Source organism: Heliobacterium mobile (assembly GCF_009720735.1).
Lineage (GTDB): Bacteria > Bacillota > Desulfitobacteriia > Heliobacteriales > Heliobacteriaceae > Heliobacterium > Heliobacterium mobile.
Window position 1 is genome coordinate 1 of sequence record NZ_WNKU01000010.1, and the last position, 19616, is coordinate 19616.

General features: G+C 51.0%; 15 protein-coding genes and 1 rRNA gene. All 16 read right to left on the minus strand.

What is annotated here, in order from left to right:
• Positions 1–566, minus strand: a 16S ribosomal RNA gene (locus GJ688_RS09830); the annotation flags it as partial.
• A gap of 511 nt (positions 567–1077) precedes the next feature.
• Positions 1078–2571 (minus strand): acetyl-CoA hydrolase/transferase family protein, encoded by a 1494-nt coding sequence (locus GJ688_RS09835; RefSeq protein ID WP_155476387.1) that lies wholly within the window; start codon positions 2569–2571, stop codon positions 1078–1080.
• 164 nt (positions 2572–2735) lie between these two features.
• Positions 2736–3188: a threonine/serine exporter family protein gene (locus tag GJ688_RS09840; protein WP_155476388.1), complete on the minus strand. Its 453-nt coding sequence runs from the start codon at positions 3186–3188 to the stop codon at positions 2736–2738.
• Between the two features lie 2 nt (positions 3189–3190).
• Positions 3191–3970, minus strand: a complete 780-nt coding sequence (locus GJ688_RS09845) for a threonine/serine exporter family protein (protein WP_170291847.1) — start codon at positions 3968–3970, stop codon at positions 3191–3193.
• Positions 3971–4031: 61 nt separating this feature from the next.
• The gene (locus tag GJ688_RS09850) at positions 4032–5036 is read right to left on the minus strand and encodes a helix-turn-helix domain-containing protein (protein WP_155476390.1); all 1005 of its coding nucleotides are present in this window, start codon (positions 5034–5036) and stop codon (positions 4032–4034) included.
• 20 nt (positions 5037–5056) lie between these two features.
• Entirely contained in the window at positions 5057–8620 is a 3564-nt protein-coding gene (locus GJ688_RS09855; protein WP_170291848.1) for a LysM peptidoglycan-binding domain-containing protein, read from the minus strand.
• A gap of 50 nt (positions 8621–8670) precedes the next feature.
• A complete protein-coding gene (locus GJ688_RS09860) occupies positions 8671–9786 on the minus strand; it encodes a glycosyltransferase family 4 protein (RefSeq protein WP_155476392.1) in 1116 nt (371 codons plus the stop codon).
• A 246-nt stretch (positions 9787–10032) separates the two neighbouring features.
• Complete coding sequence (locus tag GJ688_RS09865) at positions 10033–11043, minus strand: CotS family spore coat protein (protein ID WP_170291849.1); 1011 nt, start codon at positions 11041–11043, stop codon at positions 10033–10035.
• Positions 11044–11258: 215 nt separating this feature from the next.
• A complete protein-coding gene (locus GJ688_RS09870; protein WP_155476494.1) occupies positions 11259–12104 on the minus strand; it encodes a substrate-binding domain-containing protein in 846 nt (281 codons plus the stop codon).
• 198 nt (positions 12105–12302) lie between these two features.
• A complete protein-coding gene (locus tag GJ688_RS09875; protein WP_155476394.1) occupies positions 12303–13169 on the minus strand; it encodes an ABC transporter ATP-binding protein in 867 nt (288 codons plus the stop codon).
• Positions 13166–13864, minus strand: a complete 699-nt coding sequence (locus GJ688_RS09880) for an ABC transporter permease (protein WP_170291862.1) — start codon at positions 13862–13864, stop codon at positions 13166–13168. Before GJ688_RS09880 ends, GJ688_RS09875 begins: the two co-directional genes overlap by 4 nt.
• A 96-nt stretch (positions 13865–13960) precedes the next feature.
• Positions 13961–14365, minus strand: coding sequence for a winged helix-turn-helix domain-containing protein (locus GJ688_RS09885; RefSeq protein WP_155476396.1), 405 nt, complete (start codon positions 14363–14365; stop codon positions 13961–13963).
• 133 nt (positions 14366–14498) lie between these two features.
• A complete protein-coding gene (locus GJ688_RS09890; RefSeq protein ID WP_155476397.1) occupies positions 14499–16109 on the minus strand; it encodes a phosphotransferase in 1611 nt (536 codons plus the stop codon).
• 31 nt (positions 16110–16140) lie between these two features.
• Positions 16141–17166, minus strand: a complete 1026-nt coding sequence (locus GJ688_RS09895) for a CotS family spore coat protein (protein WP_155476398.1) — start codon at positions 17164–17166, stop codon at positions 16141–16143.
• Positions 17167–17405: 239 nt separating this feature from the next.
• Entirely contained in the window at positions 17406–18425 is a 1020-nt protein-coding gene (locus GJ688_RS09900; RefSeq protein ID WP_155476399.1) for an acyl-CoA dehydratase activase, read from the minus strand.
• A 56-nt stretch (positions 18426–18481) separates the two neighbouring features.
• Positions 18482–19585 carry a 2-hydroxyacyl-CoA dehydratase gene (locus GJ688_RS09905; protein WP_155476400.1) on the minus strand — a complete coding sequence of 368 codons (1104 nt, stop codon included), beginning with the start codon at positions 19583–19585 and terminating at the stop codon, positions 18482–18484.
• Positions 19586–19616 lie beyond the last annotated feature (31 nt).

Below are 19616 nucleotides of genomic sequence, written 5' to 3' on the forward strand. Positions count from 1 at the left end.
TCCGCCTGCACGCGCTTTACGCCCAGTCATTCCGGACAACGCTTGCCCCCTACGTATTACCGCGGCTGCTGGCACGTAGTTAGCCGGGGCTTCCTCCTCGGGTACCGTCATTCTTCTTCCCCGAAGACAAGGGTTTACAATCCGAAGACCTTCATCCCCCACGCGGCATTGCTCCGTCAGGCTTTCGCCCATTGCGGAAGATTCCCCACTGCTGCCTCCCGTAGGAGTCTGGGCCGTGTCTCAGTCCCAGTGTGGCCGTTCACCCTCTCAGGCCGGCTACCGATCGTCGCCTTGGTGAGCCCTTACCTCACCAACTAGCTAATCGGACGCGGACCCATCCAAGAGCGAATTGCTCCTTTGGTTGTCCGGGGATGTCCCCAGACAACGTTATGCGGTATTAGCAGCCCTTTCGGGCTGTTATCCCCCACTCTCAGGCAGGTTATCCACGCGTTACTCACCCGTCCGCCACTAAGCACTTCCACCGAAGTATCCGTGCTCCGTTCGACTTGCATGTGTTAGGCATGCCGCCAGCGTTCGTCCTGAGCCAGGATCAAACTCTCCACAAAAAATGTAGATAAGCTTGAGTCAAGCTCTTATTGATAAGGTTTCTTATCGAGTTAAGGCTTCTTGTAACAGAAGTCATCCACTCGTAAGAAGTTGTCCGTCCCGCTTGCGCGGGCCGAATTGACTTTGGTTTCGCACGCTTTTGCTTACAACTGTTTGATTTTCAAGGACCAGCGCTTTTCCTGCCCGTTTACCGAGCAGATGCTTATGATATCACGCTTTACTCGTTATATCAACCGGTATATTTAGGCAATTATCTGCTTTGCCTTATCCACCTTTTGACTACTAACCTATTGACTACAACACAACAATAATGTTCGTGTGTGAACTATTCCCGAATAAAACGCCCCGTCTTCGACAGGAACTGTAGTATATCATCTCACTTTGTGTATTTCAACTGGAAATATCCGTCTAGAATGAGTGGTTTAAATGATAAAAGGCCGAATAGGGTCAATTCCCTACTCGGCGCAATACTTTATATATGACCTTTTCGGAAAGACTTATATCACTGCTTTACTTCATGGAACCTTCTTTTACAAACTTGACATGCCAGGAGAGAGCTTTTTCCAGGTTGTGCGGCGTATGACCGCCTTTTTGGAGAGCTTCTTCATAATACTCCATAAGCATAGGTTTGTAATCCGGGTGGGCACAGTTTTCGATAATCCGTTTGGCCCGTTCCCGGGGGCTGAGGCCGCGAAGGTCGGCAAAGCCTTGTTCAGTGACGATCACGTCTACGTCGTGTTCAGTATGATCTACGTGAGAAACCATCGGTACGATACTGGAAATCTTGCCGCCTTTGGCTGTGGACATGGTGCAGAAGAAGGTCAGTCGGGCGTTACGGGCAAAGTCGCCGGAACCGCCGATACCGTTCATCATCTGGGTACCCATGATATGAGTGGAGTTTACGTTACCGTAGATATCGACTTCGATGGCCGTATTGATGGCGATCAGACCCAAGCGACGGGCAATTTCCGGGTTGTTGGAAAGTTCCTGAGGCCGCAGGACCAGGCGATCGCGGTATTTGTCCAGGTTTTCCAGCACTTCATCATGTTTAGCTGGGGAGATGGTCAGGGAGCAACCAGAAGCCATTTTGATTTTACCGGCATCGAGCAGATCGAAGACGGCATCTTGAAGCACTTCCGAATAGACTTGCAGATCGGAGAACTCCGAATCTAGGAAGCCATAGAAAACGGCGTTAGCCACGGAACCGACACCGGATTGCAAGGGAGCTAAGCTGGGACCGAGACGGCCGGCGGCCACTTCATCACGAAGGAAGTTGATCAAGTGATTAGCCATCGTCGCCGTTTCTTCGTCAGGAGGTGTCATCGCTGCATTCACATCAAGTTCGTTGGTCACCACAATGGCTTTAATTTTACCGGGCTCGACAGGAATCACCGTCGTGCCGATGCGATCACCTGGTTGCGTGAGAGGAATCGGTTCGCGAGATCCATGGGGATTAGGGATATAGATGTCGTGGAGACCTTCTAAGCCCAGCGGTTGAGCCAGGTTGAGCTCCACGATGACTGTTTCTGCTTGTTGGATAAAGATCGGTGTGTTGCCGACGCCGCAACCAGGGACAATGTAACCTTCTTCCGTGATCGCTACGGCTTCAACAATCGCTACATCGACAGCAGGAAGAGCACCGGAGCGCAAAAACTCCGCTGTGTGGGACAAGTGCTGGTCAATATAGTTAACTTCACCGGAATTGAGGTGTTTACGCATCCCTTTGTCCGACTGGTACGGAAGGCGTAAGTTGACGATACCGGCATCGGAAAGCAAGCTGTCCACTTTCGAACTGATGGACGCACCGGTAAAAAGATTGATTTTAAAAGGTTGTCCCTCTTTTTTTACCCGTTCAACCAGCGCAAAGGGTACAACCTTAACGTCCCCAGCCGGTGTAAAGCCGCTAAAACCGACGGTCATTCCATCCTCAATAAATCTTGATGCCTCTTCCGCCGACATGATTAATTCTTTAAGTGAATCGTTGCGCAATCGTTGCGAAAGCATTACTCCAAACCCCCCAGTAAGAATAATGATACAGTCATCGGTTTAATGATCAGACCACAAGTTCGATTTAACTCTAGCATAGGAGTTTGTGAAATTCAACACTTTTCGATTGCGCCGTAAAAAGTCAAATAAATGCGAAAAGACATCGATTCTCATTCGATGTCTTAGGGTGTTTTATTTATCTTTCGAGTCGCCACGGCCTTTCGATACCTAGCAATAGACGATACGACAGCCAATCCGGCAGCTATCGCAATGGCAATTAATCCAGCCTGAGTCGATTTAGCGATTCCTTGCGTGTACTCACCGCGAAGAAAATCCCCCATCGCTTCATATGTGGTTAGACCCGGAACGAGAGGAATAAAACTAGAGACGACATAGACACTGACAGGCACCTTCTGCCAACGCGCCATAATTTCCGCAAGTACGGCGATGACGACAGCCCCGAGAAAAGAGGCCATCGTCGGAGCTTGGCCGTTATAACTGCCGATCAAGAAGACGGCTCGTCCAGCCACACCGATGATCCCGGCAGATAGCAGTGTTTTGGGCGGAATTTGCTGAAGCAGACCGAAGGCAACCGTCACGATGAAGGAATAGATCAGATCACCGGTGATAGCCATGGTTAACTCCCTCCCCAAAAGGCGAGCACAAATCCACTGCCACCAGCGAGAGCACCAGCCACCAATAGTGCATCGATCCCTCGAACCACACCAGCCACGAGATCTCCCGAAATCAGGTCTCGGATGGCATTGGTCAAGGTCACACCGGGCACAAGCAAGTATAAGGTTCCTAAAATGATTTTATCAGGCTGAAAAAAGGCAACTTGTCCAGCAAACAGACCGATGAATTTTACCAGAATTAGCGCCAGTATTGCCGCAAAAGCCCCTCCGACAAACTCCTTGAGGAAGTGGGTGGTCTGCAACATCGTCAGCCGATGCAAGAAGGCCATCGTCGAGAAACCCACTATGGCTCCCAACGCTAAGTCCTGCACTCCACCGCCGAGGAGCATCGTCGATGCGGCCGCGCCGACGGCTGATGCAGCCAAGGTCCATCGTTCGTTATAGGTGACTTCTCTGCGGATTTCGGCGAGTTCCTCCGTCCCATCTTGGACAGTCATACGCCCTTGGGCAAAACGCCGGGAAAAATCGTTGACCCGTGCGATTTTATTCAGATCGATAGTGCGAACGGGAATTCGCCGAACCATCGATAGCGGCGGTTCGCCTTTGATGTCGTCAACGGTCAAAAAAATGCCCGTCGGGGTTACGAAGGCTTCTTCTCCCGTCAAACCGCCGGCCTTACAGATCCGTCGAATCGTATCCTCGACCCGGTATGTTTCTCCTCCATTGACCAGCATGATCTCACCGGCTGTCATGGCGAGGCGCAACACGTCATAACGTTCCATCTTCTCCCTCCGGGTATATTGTACTCTTTCTGACAAACAAATGCCAAGGCCGGATACCCGTTCATACGAGATCCGGCCCATGATCAAAAGGTTCCTGCTCATAGCTTGGATCGGGAGGTTCTTGATCTTCCGTCGCACGACCCATCTCTTGGCGAAATTTAGCCAAGTTTAGTTTCACCGTGGATTGACATGTTTGCCAGCGTTCATGAAATCCCAACAGCCATTGATTGTAGACGGAACGGGACTGTTCCCACTGGTAATAGGCGATGTTGGCTGCGTCTTGAAAGGATTGGCCTCGTTCAAACTCCATGTTTTTACTAGCCTTCTTGGCCGAATTCTGCAAGGCCTCCACGATCCGGCTGATGCAGCGCTCCATCCGTTCGTAATGCTCCCGAAGAGCAGTATTTTCCCGTTTTGCCCATAGATATAAGGCTTGATAAAAGTCACGGTTTCGTTTTTTTGTTTCCATCAGGATGTCAGGCGTGCTGTTGTTGGTATTTAACTCGGACATATGGATGGCCAAAAAAGGGTCTGATGGAGTCACCAGACCAGCATTAGATTCCAATAGGGGACCTAATTGAGCGATAAAAAGCTGCCAGCGCTTTTCTTGATTGATCAGCCACTGCTGGTAAATCTGTTTAGGTCTTTCCCAGCGTTGATAGACTTCGGTTAAAGCATCTTGAAAAGCACGAGCGCGGATATGTTCCCCGGACTGACGAGCGCTGTCCCACTGGCTCTTGAATTGCTCGACCACCTGCAACAGACAGTCATCCATCTGTTTATATAGAGAGGAGAGGGAACCATTCTCCTGCTGCAGCCAGTCGTATAAATCTCCGAGAACGATCGTCTCTTCCTCTACACGGGCCCTCACCTTCTCCAGGGCTTGATAGGTCCTGTCTTTTTGCCGAGCCAAAAATAAATCAAGGTCTTGCTGTCTGATGCGGTAATCCCCTTTTCCCTCGAGGTCAGTCGCCGACAGCATCCCCGCGAGGATCCATGTGAGTACCCGCTCCTTGGAGACCTTCATCCGGCCGACAATATCGTCGACGGTGTACCATTTGTCCATTTGTTTAAATCTGTCTGCCTTTAGGCGTTTCGAGGAACCATGATGGATTGGCCGGCTTCAATCGTGTCATTTGGGCCGAGTTTGTTCAAGGTGCGGATAGATTCTTCCGAAACACGATTACGCCGGGCGATGCTGCTAATTGTGTCACCAGGTTGAATTACAATGAATTTCCACTTTTTCTCAGGCCGCTTGCCCTTTTGTTTTTCTTGTTCTCCAACGTTTGCTCTTGAACCGGCAGTTCCAATGCCCCCCGCTATATCGAGATTTCTATTTTTCTCTAGTGCAGAGGGACGGGGAAACCGGCGGACTTCTGCAGGTTTGGGCTCAAAAATCTGAGGTGATTCAATGAACTCTGTTTTCGCTGCCGGAGTTGAAGCGGTTTGGGCCAAACGACGACCAGTGCGCGGTAATGGAGCCGGTATAGGCTCTACACGGGACGTCCGGGGAGAAGGTATACGGCGGGGGAAAGGACTTTCTTTAGATGGGGTCGGGGGAACTATGTCTTCGACTCGGGCGCGAGGTTCATTCTTCGTACTTCGACGGCCTTCCATGTTTATGAGAGGGCGCTCTCTTCCGAAGGGGAATTTTTGGACGGTCGGTGAGGTAAGATCATTACTCCCATCATTAGGATCATCTATCGAAGTTTCATCAACGAGTACGGCTTGTGTTGCAGCCAATTCTTCTTCAGCTGTTCGAATCTCATTTAAAACCGGAGCTATATCATCGGGAATAGATTTATCGCGGGAGAATACTGCTTCGTCATCGGTGATGATCATTTCTTCCCGGGCACGGCGAATTTCTTCTTCGGCAGCGGTTTGGGCGGCTACGTCTTCCATGATGACGTCTTTTGTCGACGCTTCTTTGGAGGAGAGTTCATCGAGAGAAGCTTCAGTAAGGGGAAGTTCTTTGGTGCATGCCACATCAGTCGTTACGTTATTTGCGGATACTTCATTTTCAGATATTTCAGCAGTGGATTCTACGTCAGTGAATGCTACATCGGTGGATTCTTCAGCAACGGATTCCTTGGATATAGATTCTTCAGCCATCGTTTCTACATCAATGGATTCTTCATTATCAGGTGATTGACTAGCGTAAGTTATGTCTTTTGTAACTGCTAAATCTTCTTTGAAAATCTCCTCAAAAGATCCTTCTTCAACTTGAGGGCTGGTTTGTGCAACTTCCACCTCACTTATGGCTCCATCGGCGACTTCTGCTGCATCTTTTATCTCCGATTCAGACTCTAGCTCTACCGTATCTTTACTCACCGGCACTTGAGCAGCCCTTTCGGAGGTTGTTTCATCTCTACTGGGAATATCACCGATTTCTGGCTGGATGGAGGCGGCGACTTCCGTCTGAGCCACTTTCCAGGGTTGGTTTGTTTGGATCCATTCTCCCTCTTCCGGAGGCCAAAGTTGAACTACCGGTCGCCAGGGTTGTTCTACAATCGGCCACATCTGACCGGCAGGTGACCATTGAGGTTCCAACGGGGGCCAGGCCTGCGCCGATTGTTCGAGAATCTCTGTGATCTCTTCATCTTGAATATCTCCGGAAGAGCGTACATCTTGATTTTCGTACTGAATGAGGGGGAAATGTTCATCGCTTTCTCCGGGTTCCGTTGACGCTGAGGTACTCGTCTCTTCTACAGAATTTTGGAAGTCGGCAGGATAATCGATGGCTTCTGGAGCAGGAGGCATCACCCGCATTTCTGGATAAAACATTGGGTTCGGATAACCAGGGTATCCTATATAATTCTCCGATTCAGCGGATGCAACGGATAGACCAGGAAGAATCGGTTCTTCGTAAGCCGTCACCGGCATCCCGGGACTAGCAAAGGTGGGCTGTTCTTCTAACAAATTAGGCTGTTCTTCTGAAAGAGCGAATTGTTCCTCAGAAACAGAGGACTGTTCTTCTAAGGCAGTAGCCTGCTCCTCAAACGAAGTCCCCGGTTCTTCATAAGCGTTTATTTTATTTCTTAGAGAACTTGCCGGATCAGCAAAGACTAGGGGCTGTGGATAAAAAAACCCCGGTGGTTCATAAAGAGATGCTGCTTGTTCATATAAACCGGCCTGGAATTCGTCGGCTGCAGCAGCCTCTTTGTTGAATTTGAGTTCCAGTCCTTTCACTGGTGGATATTCGGCTTCTTCACCTAAAATCGGCGGGGCCGGGTATTCGGCAGATTCGATATGATGAACTGGCGAGGGATATTCGGACCAAGTCGGCTCAAATTCTTCCACGGACTTGTTGAGTAACGGAACCTCACCAGTCATGACGGGAACGGTTACGGGAATGACGTCCATGTTCTCTGTTGCTGCCACCTCTTCAAAAGCGGTGGGCTCCGAGCCAAAACTACTTTGTGGGGACAAGAATGCATCTGCATAGGGCGAAGCAGGAAAAGGTTGCTGCAAAGCGGTTTCTTGCGTATATGACTCATGAGCGGTTAGCTCTTCCGTGGCGTCGCCTAGTAATACTTCATCTTGTACAGCTTCGTCTTTGATATCTTCCTCTTGTACAGTTGGCTCTTGAACAGCAACCTCTTGAGCGGCCGCCACTTGTGCGACTGCCTCTTCTAGGGCTGCCTCTCGCTTGGCAACCTCTTGCTTATCTTCACTTTGGTAAATAGCTTCTTGTAGAACGTCCTCTTGCCCAGGCGAGTCTTGTTGCACTGCTTCTTGGATCATCGTCTCTTGTAGAACTGTCTCTTCGATAGCTGCCCCTTGGGTCACCATCTCTTGCGTAACTTCCCCTTGTATGGCTTCCTCTTGCACAGTTATGTTTTGTGGTACCTCAAAGGGCAGAACCATCGCCGGTCCTACCAGTTCCCACTGTCCATCTTCTGAACTCCATTGGGGATCCCCTAGGAACACAGCACCGTATTCCACAATATGGACCGTCTCCAGCAGAGCCAAGGGATGCTCTTCCCCGATATCGACAATGGTCTGTCCACGCAGCTCTACAAACCCTTCCTGATCCGTCTTTTCGGCTCGCCAAGCAAAGGCGATCACTTCTCCCTGACTCGGAAAACCTTCTCCCGTCAAAGAGATATTTCTTTCCTCATAATCGTTCGTCTCACAATCGAAATCCCGCTCCTGTGGTACCCCCGTTGCAAGAACCACATCGATCTTCAGTTCTTCATCGACCCAATGGGGATGGACATGCAAGACCGATAAAGCTTCGCTCTCGCCCGCAGCGATCGCATCTTTTTGTTCGATTCTCTCAAAGGGAATCGGGATCATCAGCAGTTGTTCCTGATGCTGTATATCCGGCCCCGGCGGTATCGCCTGATCTAACAAAGATAGGGTAGATACAAGCTGATCCTGACTTTCAGAGTTTGCGTCATGGTCATGGCCTTCTGCCGAAGCATGCCCCGATTCTAGAACTGCCTTAACCAGTACTTGCACATTCAGATGCAATTCACGATCATCGGCCTGCAGCACTTCCAGCAGATGCACTTCCGCATCTGTAGATCCTACACGCTGCTGCTCGCGGTCCACTTTTCCCATATCAAAGGTGACGATATGCAAATCGAGGCCCTTCAGACCTGCTGGACCTCCCTCTTCCCATCGTCTCATCCATTGATTAGCCAATCTTTTTCCCTCCCTGCGAACATTATCGGGCATCGCCCACATTGTCCAATCTATCTCAAGCGCAAGAAAACATCTCGGGTCGTGAGGGCCGCCCGACGCCAACTGAAGCATCTCGCGCGCTGCAATCCTTTTCGACCTAGTTCAGCGGCTAGTTCCGGATCGGTTAAAACGGCATAGATCAGTTCGCTCAACTGCTCGGTTCGAATTGGAGAGAACAGAAGAGCTCCATCACCAGCCACCTCGGGGAGAGAGGACACATTAGATACCAGCGTCGGTGTGCCACAGGCCATGGCCTCTATCGGCGGCAAGCCAAATCCCTCATAGAGGGAGGGGTACACAAAGACACTCGCCCCGTTATAGATCCGTGGAAGTTCATCTACCTTGACGAAGCCCAGAAAACGGATATGTTCTTGCAGTCGCAGTGCTGCTACCATAGACTCTAAATCGTTATACTCTTTAGACTGCTTGCCCGGTATGATCAGGCAATACTCCTCCGGAAGATAGCGCCGGACTTGATGAAAGGCGTGAATCAACAAGCGAATGTTCTTTCGTGGAGAGAAACCGCCCACATAGAGCAAATAAGGTTTATCTACACTGAAACGCTCCTTCATAAACAGGCGCGCCCGCTCCCGATCCATCGGTTGATAGATCGGTTCGGCCGCCTCGTAAATGACGGTAATTTTATTCCGAGGCACCCCGGCGATCTGCTCCAAGTCTCGTGCTGTGCAATGAGAAGGAGCGATCACATGGTCTACCACCTCCAAGATCCGGGGCATCTCTTCCAAAAAAATTTTCAGATAGCCCTTGCCCACCGTCTCCGGGTAGATATAGGGAATTAAGTCGTGGATCGTGGCCACCAATGGGCATTCTTTCGGGTAGGGCAAACCGATGCCGTTTTGGGGAACGTGATAGAGATCGATGTTTTCTTTTTGAATCACCTGTGGGATGTGGATTTCCTCCCAGAATCGATCTTTGTTTTGCTCCACCTGGCGAAAGACATCATCTTGGGTGATATGGAGGTTACGAAACTCATCACCAGGCCAGAAAAAACGCAGTTCTTCCTGTTTACAGACATCGTAGAGATGCCTGCACAGTTGGTATGTGTACGTACCTATCCCTGTCCCCCGGTACCAAATCGCCGCACGGGCGTCGATTCCTATCTTCACAATCCACCTCCTCGACTGCCCGCTGGCTTTTTGCCATTGGGGACTTGATATATTACGCAGTACCTGTTGAAAATGTTACCGCGTCGTAGTTACCGCTAAATACCGAATTTCTACCTGCAGAACTTGTTCGGATTAGCAAAAAACGAACGGAATGGCTGAACCCTTTTTGCACGCAGAGGCTGTGACAGGGATTTGCCCATTTTTCGTATCGCTAAGAAGATACGCGACAAAACTTGTACCTATGCCCTAGAGCGAATCGCCAAACTCTCGCAAAAAACGGCGGCGGTATTTTTGCTGGCTGCAAAAACGCTTCAATCGTTTCGTGTGATACTCGGCAGGCTGTCGCAAATTCTCAAAGTAATAGGAAAAAGCATACTGCCAGAAGTCGTTCGGAAAAGCTAACAGGCAGTACATCACCTTTACGTGATCATCTGACAAAGGGTAAGCGATACTGTAAGCTTCCAAAATCTTATAGGCTTTCTCGATAGACCAGTGATCTCTCTTTAAGACCCGGATGATCAAGCTGGCCAGATCATGCAAGCGAGTATCCTGTATGGAATGATCAAAATCGATAAAGTAGGGATCTCCCATCTCATTGATGATCACATTATGGTGAGCCAAGTCATGATGGCAAAAACCGCCGGCCAGGGCTTCCTGTTTCATCAAGCTATGGTAAGGGGAAAATTCAAGGATTCGGCTAGCCTCCTTAGCTTCTTCCAAGACCCCCTCTAGGTGATTTAGAAAAAGCCGGTCAAAGTCGCCCTGTTCCGCTTTTCGCCGAGAGGCCAAGCGGCATTCTTCCAACTGCTTGATTTTGTTGTTGAAGATATCCGGCCACCGTCCCCATAAACTCCGGTTTCCATATTCCGGTGCAAAGAAGCCACGGCTTAGCCTGTGTAGTTCAGCGACTGCACCGGCTGTTGCTCCGAGATCCTTCCATCGGTCATAGTCGCATTCACGTCCTTCCATCCAGGCAGTCAATATCCAGTGATATTGTTCAAACTCCAAACTCAAGGCGCCCTGCGGTGTCAAGCAGATTGGGGAAAATCGGCGGTATCCCGATGCCAACAGATGTTGCTGCACCTTATAAATAAATTGCAGATCTTCGGCACAATGGGGAAACCGTTTTAACACCCAGGTCCCCCTGCTGTCTTCCACCCGAAAGGCACCACGCATCGGTTCAATACGGCGAGGTCTCAGATCAAAGGCCAGCAAAATTCGAGGATCCAGTTCGCCCATTGCTTCAGCGGCGCTCACCAGGACCACCTCAAGCCCAACTCAAATACACTACTGTGAGTTACTTTTCCCATGGATTCTTCTCCTCTACGGTAAAAGGCACAATGATGTCATGCTTACCTTGCTGAGATACTACGCTGTAAGAACAATCTCTATGCCAAAAGGAAAAACCCCTCGCCAATCCATAAGAGGAGTGCGAGGGGCTTTTGTTCCTGAGAGTCTACTATTCAAGGGTACTACTTGCCAAGTTCACTTTCGTTTTTTCCGGCATCCGGTACGAAGAGGGACTGGCCATATTTGCTGACACCGAAGTCTTTGATGATCGCCTGTCCTTCCGGGGAGACGATAAAGTCAGCAAAAGCTTTTGCGCCGTCTTTGTTCACTTTGGGGAATTTCTCCGGATTCACTTCCATCACATGGTAGATGTTCAGTAAAGCCGGTTCTTTCTCCAGAACGATGTCTAAGTCATTATTTTTCTTTTGGGCTAAGAAGGTAGCCCGGTCAGTCAAGGTGTAGCCTTTTTTCTCAGAAGCTACATTTAAGGTTTGGCCCATGCCAGCGCCTGTTTCTTGATACCACGTGCCAGTAGGTTGGATATTCGCTTTTTTCCAAAAGCTTTTCTCCATCTTGTCGGTGCCCGAATCATCGCCACGGGATATGAAGATTTGCTTCATTTCGGCAATCTTTTTCATGGCATCGATGCTGGTCTTGACCGACTTAATCCCGGCGGGGTCACTAGGGGGACCGACGAAGATAAAATCGTTGTGCATCACTAGACGACGATTGATGGCGGCGCCTTTCTCGACAACCTTCAATTCCGCATCAGGTGCATGGACGAGCAGGACATCGGCTTCTCCTTTTTCTCCCATAGCGAGGGCTTGCCCAGTGCCGACTGAGATGGGCTTCACTTTATAGCCACTCTTTTTTTCAAAGGCAGGTATGAGCACATCGAGCAATCCGCTGTCCATCGTGCTGGTGGTGGTAGCCAAGATGACATCGGGATTAGCGGGTACAGTTGTAGCTGTTTGGGCTGTCGGGGCGGAACCACAGGCAGCCAGCAAGAGCGATAGGGCAACTAGCATCGCAGCAAATACTTTGAATCGCGATAGTTTTCGATACACGACGATTACCTCCCTAAAATGTATAGTTTCATAATCGAGAATCAGATTAAGGTTCAGTCTATATCTAATTCCCTCCTCCCTTATCCTGTATCTAAAGGAAAGCGCTTTTTAGAGCACAAAAAGAAACAAGGTCGAGTAACCGAAATGGCCTTTCTATTTTTAGGGCTCCGATTCCTCGCCTCGCAGACAAAGGATATATGTTCCCTCATCGCCGGCTAGGGCAGGCAATTGAAAACGCCCCTTTGAGGTCACCACTTCTACTTTCCCGTCGCTTCGTGATCGGATGTGCCCGACGATGACAGGCCGCCCTCCGAAAAATTGGGCTACCTCATCGTTGACGGGGTTGTCCAAGAGTTCCTCCGGCGCTCCCGCTTGCAGGACTTGCCCTTGTGACAGCATCACTGCCCGGTCGGCAAGTAAAAAAACTTCTTCCATCATGTGAGTAACGATTACCGCCGTGATCCCTTCCGCTTTGATGACTTTTCGCAGGTCTCGGCACAAGGAATCCCGTGTAGGCGGATCGAGGGAAGCAAAAGGTTCGTCCAGCATTAAAAGTTCTGGCTTACAGGCCAGTGCCCGGGCTAAAGCAGCCCGCTGTTCCTCCCCGCCGGAGAGTTGTCGGGCCTGGCGGTCAAGCAGGTGTTCCACGCCAAAACGCTGAGCCCAGTGGCGGACGATAGGTTCGATCTCTCTCTTCGGGAACTTTCGAAACCGCAGACCGGCAGCAATATTTTCATAGACGGTCGTTTGAAAGAGGCAGGGGTTCTGAAAGACCATCGCCATACGCCGTCGAATGGCCATTACGTCCCTTCCGCCCACAGCTTGTCCACGAAAGTAAACCGTCCCGCCGTCAGGCTGTTCGAGTCCATGGAGGACCTTCAAGAGGGTACTCTTACCGGCCCCGTTCGGACCGACTAAGGCAGTGATTTTCCCATCGGGAAAATCTAGTTTATCGATCTGGAGAATCGGGCGGCGGTTTTTGATCACTTCGATGTTTTCCAAGGAAGCGCAGATCGAATCCATCATCCCCTTTGTCTCCCTTGCTGGACCAATGTAAGGATCAAGGTCACCCCATAGGCGAGGGTCAACAAAATGATGCTTAAGGCGATGGCCACATCAAAATTTCCCTTGGACACTTCCATCACAGTCGCCGTCGTTAACACCCGGGTCTGCCCTTTTACGTTTCCGCCAACCATCATCGAGGCACCGACCTCGGAGATGACACCGCCGAATCCGGCAATTACCGCCGCCAGGATAGAGAGACGCGCTTCCAAGACCAGTCGCCATACCGTCTGGAGTCGAGTGGCTCCCAGGGATAAGAGTTGGTAGCGTAAATTAGGATCCAATTGCTCAATCGCCGCAAAGGTCAATGCCGTAATGATCGGCGATGCGATGACGGCTTGGGCTAAGATCATCGCCGCTGGCGTGTATAGAAGGCCGAAGATCCCCAAAGGACCGCTCCGCCAGAGGAGGATCGTCACGAAAAGGCCGACAACCACTGGCGGCAAGCCCATACCGGTGTTGACCAAGCTGACCAGGAGGGATTTTCCGGGAAACCGGGACAGCGCCAGGAGAATTCCCATGGGAACTCCCATGAGGACACTGATGATCGTGGCGATCCCCGATACTTTTAAGGTGAGCCAGGTGACCGCCCAGACTTCTGGATCACCCTGAAATAATAAATGGAGTGCTTGCCCGATGCCAGAGAGAATTAACTCCACAAACTCACTGCCTTCCACCTCTGCTTGTAGGAGCATATCTGAATATTCGTCGAGCTCTGAAAAAATCCTCTCTTAACATGTGAAATGGAGGACGATTTAATCTTCGTCCTCCATTGTTATCGAGGGAATGTCCCCGACCAGTCCCTGCACATGCTTTGCAAACAAATCGTCGATGGCCTGCAACACTTCGCCGTTAAAGGCCTGGAACCGCTGTAGAAGTTGGCGTCCTTGTTCGGTCAACGCCGCTCCCTGTTCCTTATGGCCTGGGAAACGTTCCACTAAGTTTACGCCCAGCCGCTGCTCCGTGGTCGTCACTTTTCCCCAGGCAGCCCGGTAGGACATACCCATCTTAGCCGCCGCTTGGCTGATAGATCCGGTCTCATCAATCGCTTCTAAAAGGCGCATTCGCCCTTGGCTGAACAGGACATTGCCATCCACTTCGATCCATAGTTTCGCCTTTACCTGAACTGGTGCCGTTGTCTTCAGGTCCCTTTCGTCCATGACCGTCGACTCCCATCGTTCGGGAAATTTCATACCTCTTTATTCTGTCTCGGTAAAGAAATTTCCTGCCGGAGACAGCTCCGCTACAGGCAGCGTTTTCTTTAACCCTTTCCTATCTTCTTACGCTTATGACTCAGTCTCGAAACGGAAGCTCGATTTCACTGTGTGCCGCTAAGCGATAGGCGGCTACATAGGTCCGGTTGCACATCTCCACAGCCCGGCGAGCCCGTCGATACCCTTGATCCTGTAGTTTGCGATCTGGAATGATCTCGATCGTCTTGGATGGGGTCTGTTGTCTTTGCTCCAAGTATTCCCATAGGCTAAAGGGGAACAGCAAATGGCCTAGAAGAATCATCCAATCGGACTGCCTCAACTTCTCGGCCCATTCATAGCCTTCAATGACATTCAAAGCGTCTTTCCAGCCATCACGAGACCTGCGGGTCACAGCAGCGATAAATTCGGCTAAATCCAGGACAGGTACATCACTGCGACAATCATTGAATTGTTCGACCCAGAAGCCCTGATGGTTTTTTAGGAGTGCCTCCGTGCCGTAACGACCATGACAGAAAGCACCCTCCTCATCGACCTGCTTCCGTCTTGCCTGATAGACCTCCTCCACCCAAGCGAAGGCTTTTTCAGCCCGCTCGGTTAGTTTCGGCATGTCATCCCTGAGCAGACGATCAGCATCAGAGAAGAAGCGCTGACTCTGAACTTTTTCCAGCCACCTCTCGGCCGCTTCCTTCCCCTCCCTAAACCGGGATAAGCTAGAGTCTTCTTCTCTTAATCCGGGATAAAGACTTTGGAACCCCCGTCCGCTGCGATGGAGCAACCCTAAAGCACGGCCAGCTTCCCGAAAATCACGAGTACTTTCCAACTTCACCGTTCGGCCGGAAATCTTGGGGTAGATGTAATAGGCTCGATCCTCCCAGGGAATGACCGTTTCACCGTACTTGGAAAAGAGTGGATTCGGGCAATGGGGAAAGCCATTATCCTGAAGATGCCGCAAAGCATGGATGACATTTTGGATCTGGCGAAAGGCATGAGGACCGTTGACCGTTTCGATGACGATGGAACCTTGATCGGTCTCGATAATCCTCCGGTCCCCTTGGCGCAGGACGTTCTGCATCTTCATATCATGTTCCAGAAGCACCTGTTCGATCGCTTCCCGATCGGGAAGACGTTCCAGATCCTCCATGACCGTCACAGGTGCCTTCATGTTGGATACGCTTTGGTTCACTGACCGATTTGCCTCTATACCATTGAGTGGATCCGGAAAAAGGGGTATCACCGTATCATCTACGGATGTTGTCTCAGGCGGTGGCGCGGAAACAAGCGGTATTTCATCAGCTGACAGGGGATTTACAACTTCTATGGTTTCCGTTAGCGGCAAGGTGTCCTCACTGTTTTCGGGTTCAACTTCTTTAAGCCCTTCGCTTTTGTCGTATTGGTTTTCTTGGCTTGATCCCACCAAGGATCCTTCCTCTTTTGCCGTGGTTACGAGTTCCTGTGGCAAGGGTTCGCAACCCGGGATGGTTCGATCGAGAACCGGTTCTTTTAACAGGCGTTCAAAAGCCGCCTCATCAACATTCGGAATTCTCGGTTCTACCTGACGGGACCGTTCAACCTGATCGCGCCGTTCTGGGCGCTCTCTTCGTTCCTGACGTTCCATCGGTCTTGAGCGGTTTTTTTTCCGGGGCTGCCGGAATCGAGGATCGACGCCGACATAACGGCTCTGCATCCACATAGTCTTTCACCTCCACTCGCATCTACATCGTTCATCCCGGCGACAGGGAGCCTCGAAGTTCTGCTAAAAAGGTCTCCCGATGCTCTTCTTCGGTGATGCCTTCCCGGAGCCGGACCGTCATCTCCTCTCCATCTCGCTGGCCGCGAAAATAGTCCGAGACAGTACCCCAGAACTGCTGGGGAAAAGCGAGCAATCCGAGAAGAATCTTTTTCTCTTTTCCGCTGAGAGGACAAGTCTCTTCATATCGGGCGAGTATCTGCCGACCTAGATCCACCTCCCAGGATTTCCGGGCTGCCATCGCCCGTCGGATAAACTGGCTTAACTCCACTACAGGCAGATCGGCCCCGCAAGCGTCCCAGCCGATGACTGCCAACCGTTGTTCACCGTTAAAACGCAAATTTTCCTCCCGCCAATTCCGATGGCAGACGATCCCCGCTGATCGCACCTCATCGGCTACTCGTTCAATTCCTCCATCGGCCAACTCCTGAAGCGCCGTAGCAGCCTTCCTTTCGAATTCGTTGGCCCGTTCCAAAAAAAGTGCCTCAAATTCGTTGGGGGGCTTTTTGGCTTCAGCTAAACGGCGATACCACTGCAAGGATTCTCTGCGCTCGGCCAGCTTCCGATTCCACTGGTTTTCCTGGGACAAGGAAGTACCGCTGTTGACAGGGCTTCCCGCCCCTAGACGGTGGACTTCCGCCAATGTCTGAGTCGCCCGCTGTAAGTCTGATTCTTGGCTGAAGTCGGCTGGCCTGCCTGCTGCCCAATCGGTCAGGACGTAAGTGTAGGTCCCACGATACACGTAGGGCCAGCCATCGCGGGTACGGATGAATCTGTTGGTGCGCCGAAATCCTCGGGCTGCCAGGTGCTCTAACAGGGCATGCATCTGGGACACCTGTCCTGCCTTTTCTTCATACCGGTACAACGCTTTTAGACCACGGTCTGTGTCCAGCCGCCACGAGTTTCCCCGCTGCTCCGCCCCTACGATTTGGTAGGGGTATTCCTGGAGCACATCTAGCTCCCATTTGGAAAGTGCAAGGCTTTCCTGTCCCTTTACCATAGCATCTCTCTCCTTTCCGGACTGCCGGAGCAGGGATGCTGTATATTATGTAAAACCCTTGAAAGGGTGATAAAAAACCGCCCAGCACACTAAGAGGTGCAGGAGCGGTTTTTTATCGTGAGTTTTTTTCTTCCTTGGGGTGGTTCTTGGTAGTTTTAGCATTTCATGGTTTTGCACTTCTGGTGTTAGTTTCTCTTTGAGTTTACTTGAACAAGTTTGATTTTTCTTTCCTTATCGCTTCACTGTCCTGCTGTCTGCAACTGCGCCTCCGACGCCGCCTCGCTTCGAGCCACCGCAAGGGCATTTTCCCATTTTCCGCAGCGGTCTCCCCAACGGGCTAACAGTTGACCGGCTTCTTGTATTTCGATAACTTCACAAAGGTTTGGGCAGTCGCCGCACTCCCAAGAGTTAGCGGCGATCTTCTCTTCGGACATAGAGAATCCTTTAAACTGCGTTAATCCGCCAGCACGGTTGACCGTTTCCTGGGCCAGCAGCGCCGAACCGACTGCGCCCATGACCTTATGGTGCTCGGGGATGAATATCTCATGGCCTAATGCTTTTTCGAAGGCTTGACGCATGCCCACATTGGCCGCGACACCGCCTTGAAACACAATAGGGGCCTCCAATTTTTTGCCTTTCCCCAAGTTGTTTAGGAAGTTTCGCACCAGTGCTTCACAGAGGCCGGCAACGATATCCTCGAGGGAATGACCCATCTGCTGCTTATGAATCATGTCTGACTCAGCAAAGACGGAGCATCGCCCGGCAATACGTACAGCATGGTTTGCCTTGACGGCGAGTTCTCCAAATTCTTCAATCGATATTTGCAGCCGCGCAGCTTGCTGGTCTAGAAAGGATCCCGTCCCGGCCGCGCAGACCGTGTTCATGGAGAAGTCCGATACGACACCGTCTTTGAGGAGAATGAGTTTCGAATCCTGGCCGCCGATCTCCAGGATCGTTCGTACCCCTGGTACGAGACGGCTCGCAGCGACAGCATGGGCCGTGATCTCATTTTTTACTACATCAGCACCGAGGACGACCGAGGCGAGAGTACGAGCTGAGCCGGTCGTACCCACTCCGCCGATCTGGTGATCGTCATATCGCTCTGCCAGCTTGGCTAAACCGCGCTGAATCGTCTCCAGTGGACGTCCCTGTGTCCGCAGGTAAAGGGCCTCCTTGACATCGCCCCATTTATCGATTAAGACCAGGTTGGTCGAAACGGAACCTACGTCTACCCCGAGGTATAAGAGGTCTTTTACCATGGAACGTTCTCCTTCATACGAAATCTCGAACTAGCAAAGTAAAATGTAGTTCCTACCTATCCCTGCATTCCCGATTCGACCTGATTGCGTTTACGCCGTTCCAGCATGTCCACAAAGGCTTCCAGGCGAGTCAGCAGTCCCGCTTCACCGGTCTGTTCGTCTACATAGATGGTTAAAACAGGGATGTGAAAATCTTTTTCTACATTCGGCATGATGGACTGAGCCACAATCTCTGGCATACAAGTCAAAGGACCCACCTGGATGACGCCGTCATAGCCTTGCTGGGCATATTCGATGGTTGCACCGATCGATTCTTGACCGTGGCCGCCTACCATACAGCTTAAATAGGGCTGCGCTCGCTTGCGGGTGAGCTTGTGTCCCTTGACTGGCAACAACCCTTTGAGCAGATGTTCGTTTACCCATTCACTCAGATAAATAGACCGGCTCACTTCGGCTCCGAGGCGGCCTAAGTTCTTTTCCATAAAACCGTTAGAACTCGGTTCAAGCAGTGTATAGATCTCGCCGACGATACCGATGCGAATCGGACGTTTTTGATGATCCAGCGGCAGCGAACGCATTTTCGTCAAAAACTCATCGCGGCACTGCTCGATTTCCTTTGGGGTGGTAGTTTGGTCGATCGCTTCACATGCCTGAGCGTAGACCCGGTCCACATCGCCCCGTTGCAGTTCCCGGCAGCGTATGCGCGAGGCCGCTTTCTCCAGGTCATCGAGGGCTTCGCATTTGGCAAAGGCGAAGCGAATGGCTTTCACCAGTCGCCACCATGAGTTGGACCCAGTGAGCGCGCGTAGACGTTTGAGGAGTTCACCGATATGGTTATCGGGCGGCTCAAGAACGATCATATTCAAGTTCACACCGAGGTCGTTAAGTATTTCCCGCTGGACCTGATTGTAATAGCCGAAGCGGCAAGGTCCGATCCCACCGGCCATGAGAACCGTGTCGGCTCCCTTCTCAGCAGCTTCCAAAAAGTTGCCAATGTTCATTTTTAAGGGCAAGCAGGCCGACTCGGGGGCATGCTGAACTCCTAAGGAAAGGGTTCGTTTCGTGATCGGCGGTGGAGGTATGAATTCGATATTCAGCTCTTTTAATAGGGCTTTTACGACGATGGCCATATTGCCCATGTGGGGGAAGGTGACTTTCATATCGTTGCCTCAACCGTCCTTTAATCTGGAT

Coding starts and splice junctions, on each gene's coding strand:
- GJ688_RS09895 (WP_155476398.1), bottom strand. CDS start 17,166: ATGGTAAAGGGACAGGAAAGCCTTGCACTTTCCAAATGGGAGCTAGAT.
- GJ688_RS09885 (WP_155476396.1), bottom strand. CDS start 14,365: ATGGACGAAAGGGACCTGAAGACAACGGCACCAGTTCAGGTAAAGGCG.
- GJ688_RS09900 (WP_155476399.1), bottom strand. CDS start 18,425: ATGGTAAAAGACCTCTTATACCTCGGGGTAGACGTAGGTTCCGTTTCG.
- GJ688_RS09845 (WP_170291847.1), bottom strand. CDS start 3,970: ATGGAACGTTATGACGTGTTGCGCCTCGCCATGACAGCCGGTGAGATC.
- GJ688_RS09835 (WP_155476387.1), bottom strand. CDS start 2,571: ATGCTTTCGCAACGATTGCGCAACGATTCACTTAAAGAATTAATCATG.
- GJ688_RS09875 (WP_155476394.1), bottom strand. CDS start 13,169: ATGATGGATTCGATCTGCGCTTCCTTGGAAAACATCGAAGTGATCAAA.
- GJ688_RS09850 (WP_155476390.1), bottom strand. CDS start 5,036: ATGGACAAATGGTACACCGTCGACGATATTGTCGGCCGGATGAAGGTC.
- GJ688_RS09905 (WP_155476400.1), bottom strand. CDS start 19,585: ATGAAAGTCACCTTCCCCCACATGGGCAATATGGCCATCGTCGTAAAA.
- GJ688_RS09890 (WP_155476397.1), bottom strand. CDS start 16,109: ATGTGGATGCAGAGCCGTTATGTCGGCGTCGATCCTCGATTCCGGCAG.
- GJ688_RS09870 (WP_155476494.1), bottom strand. CDS start 12,104: ATGCTAGTTGCCCTATCGCTCTTGCTGGCTGCCTGTGGTTCCGCCCCG.
- GJ688_RS09840 (WP_155476388.1), bottom strand. CDS start 3,188: ATGGCTATCACCGGTGATCTGATCTATTCCTTCATCGTGACGGTTGCC.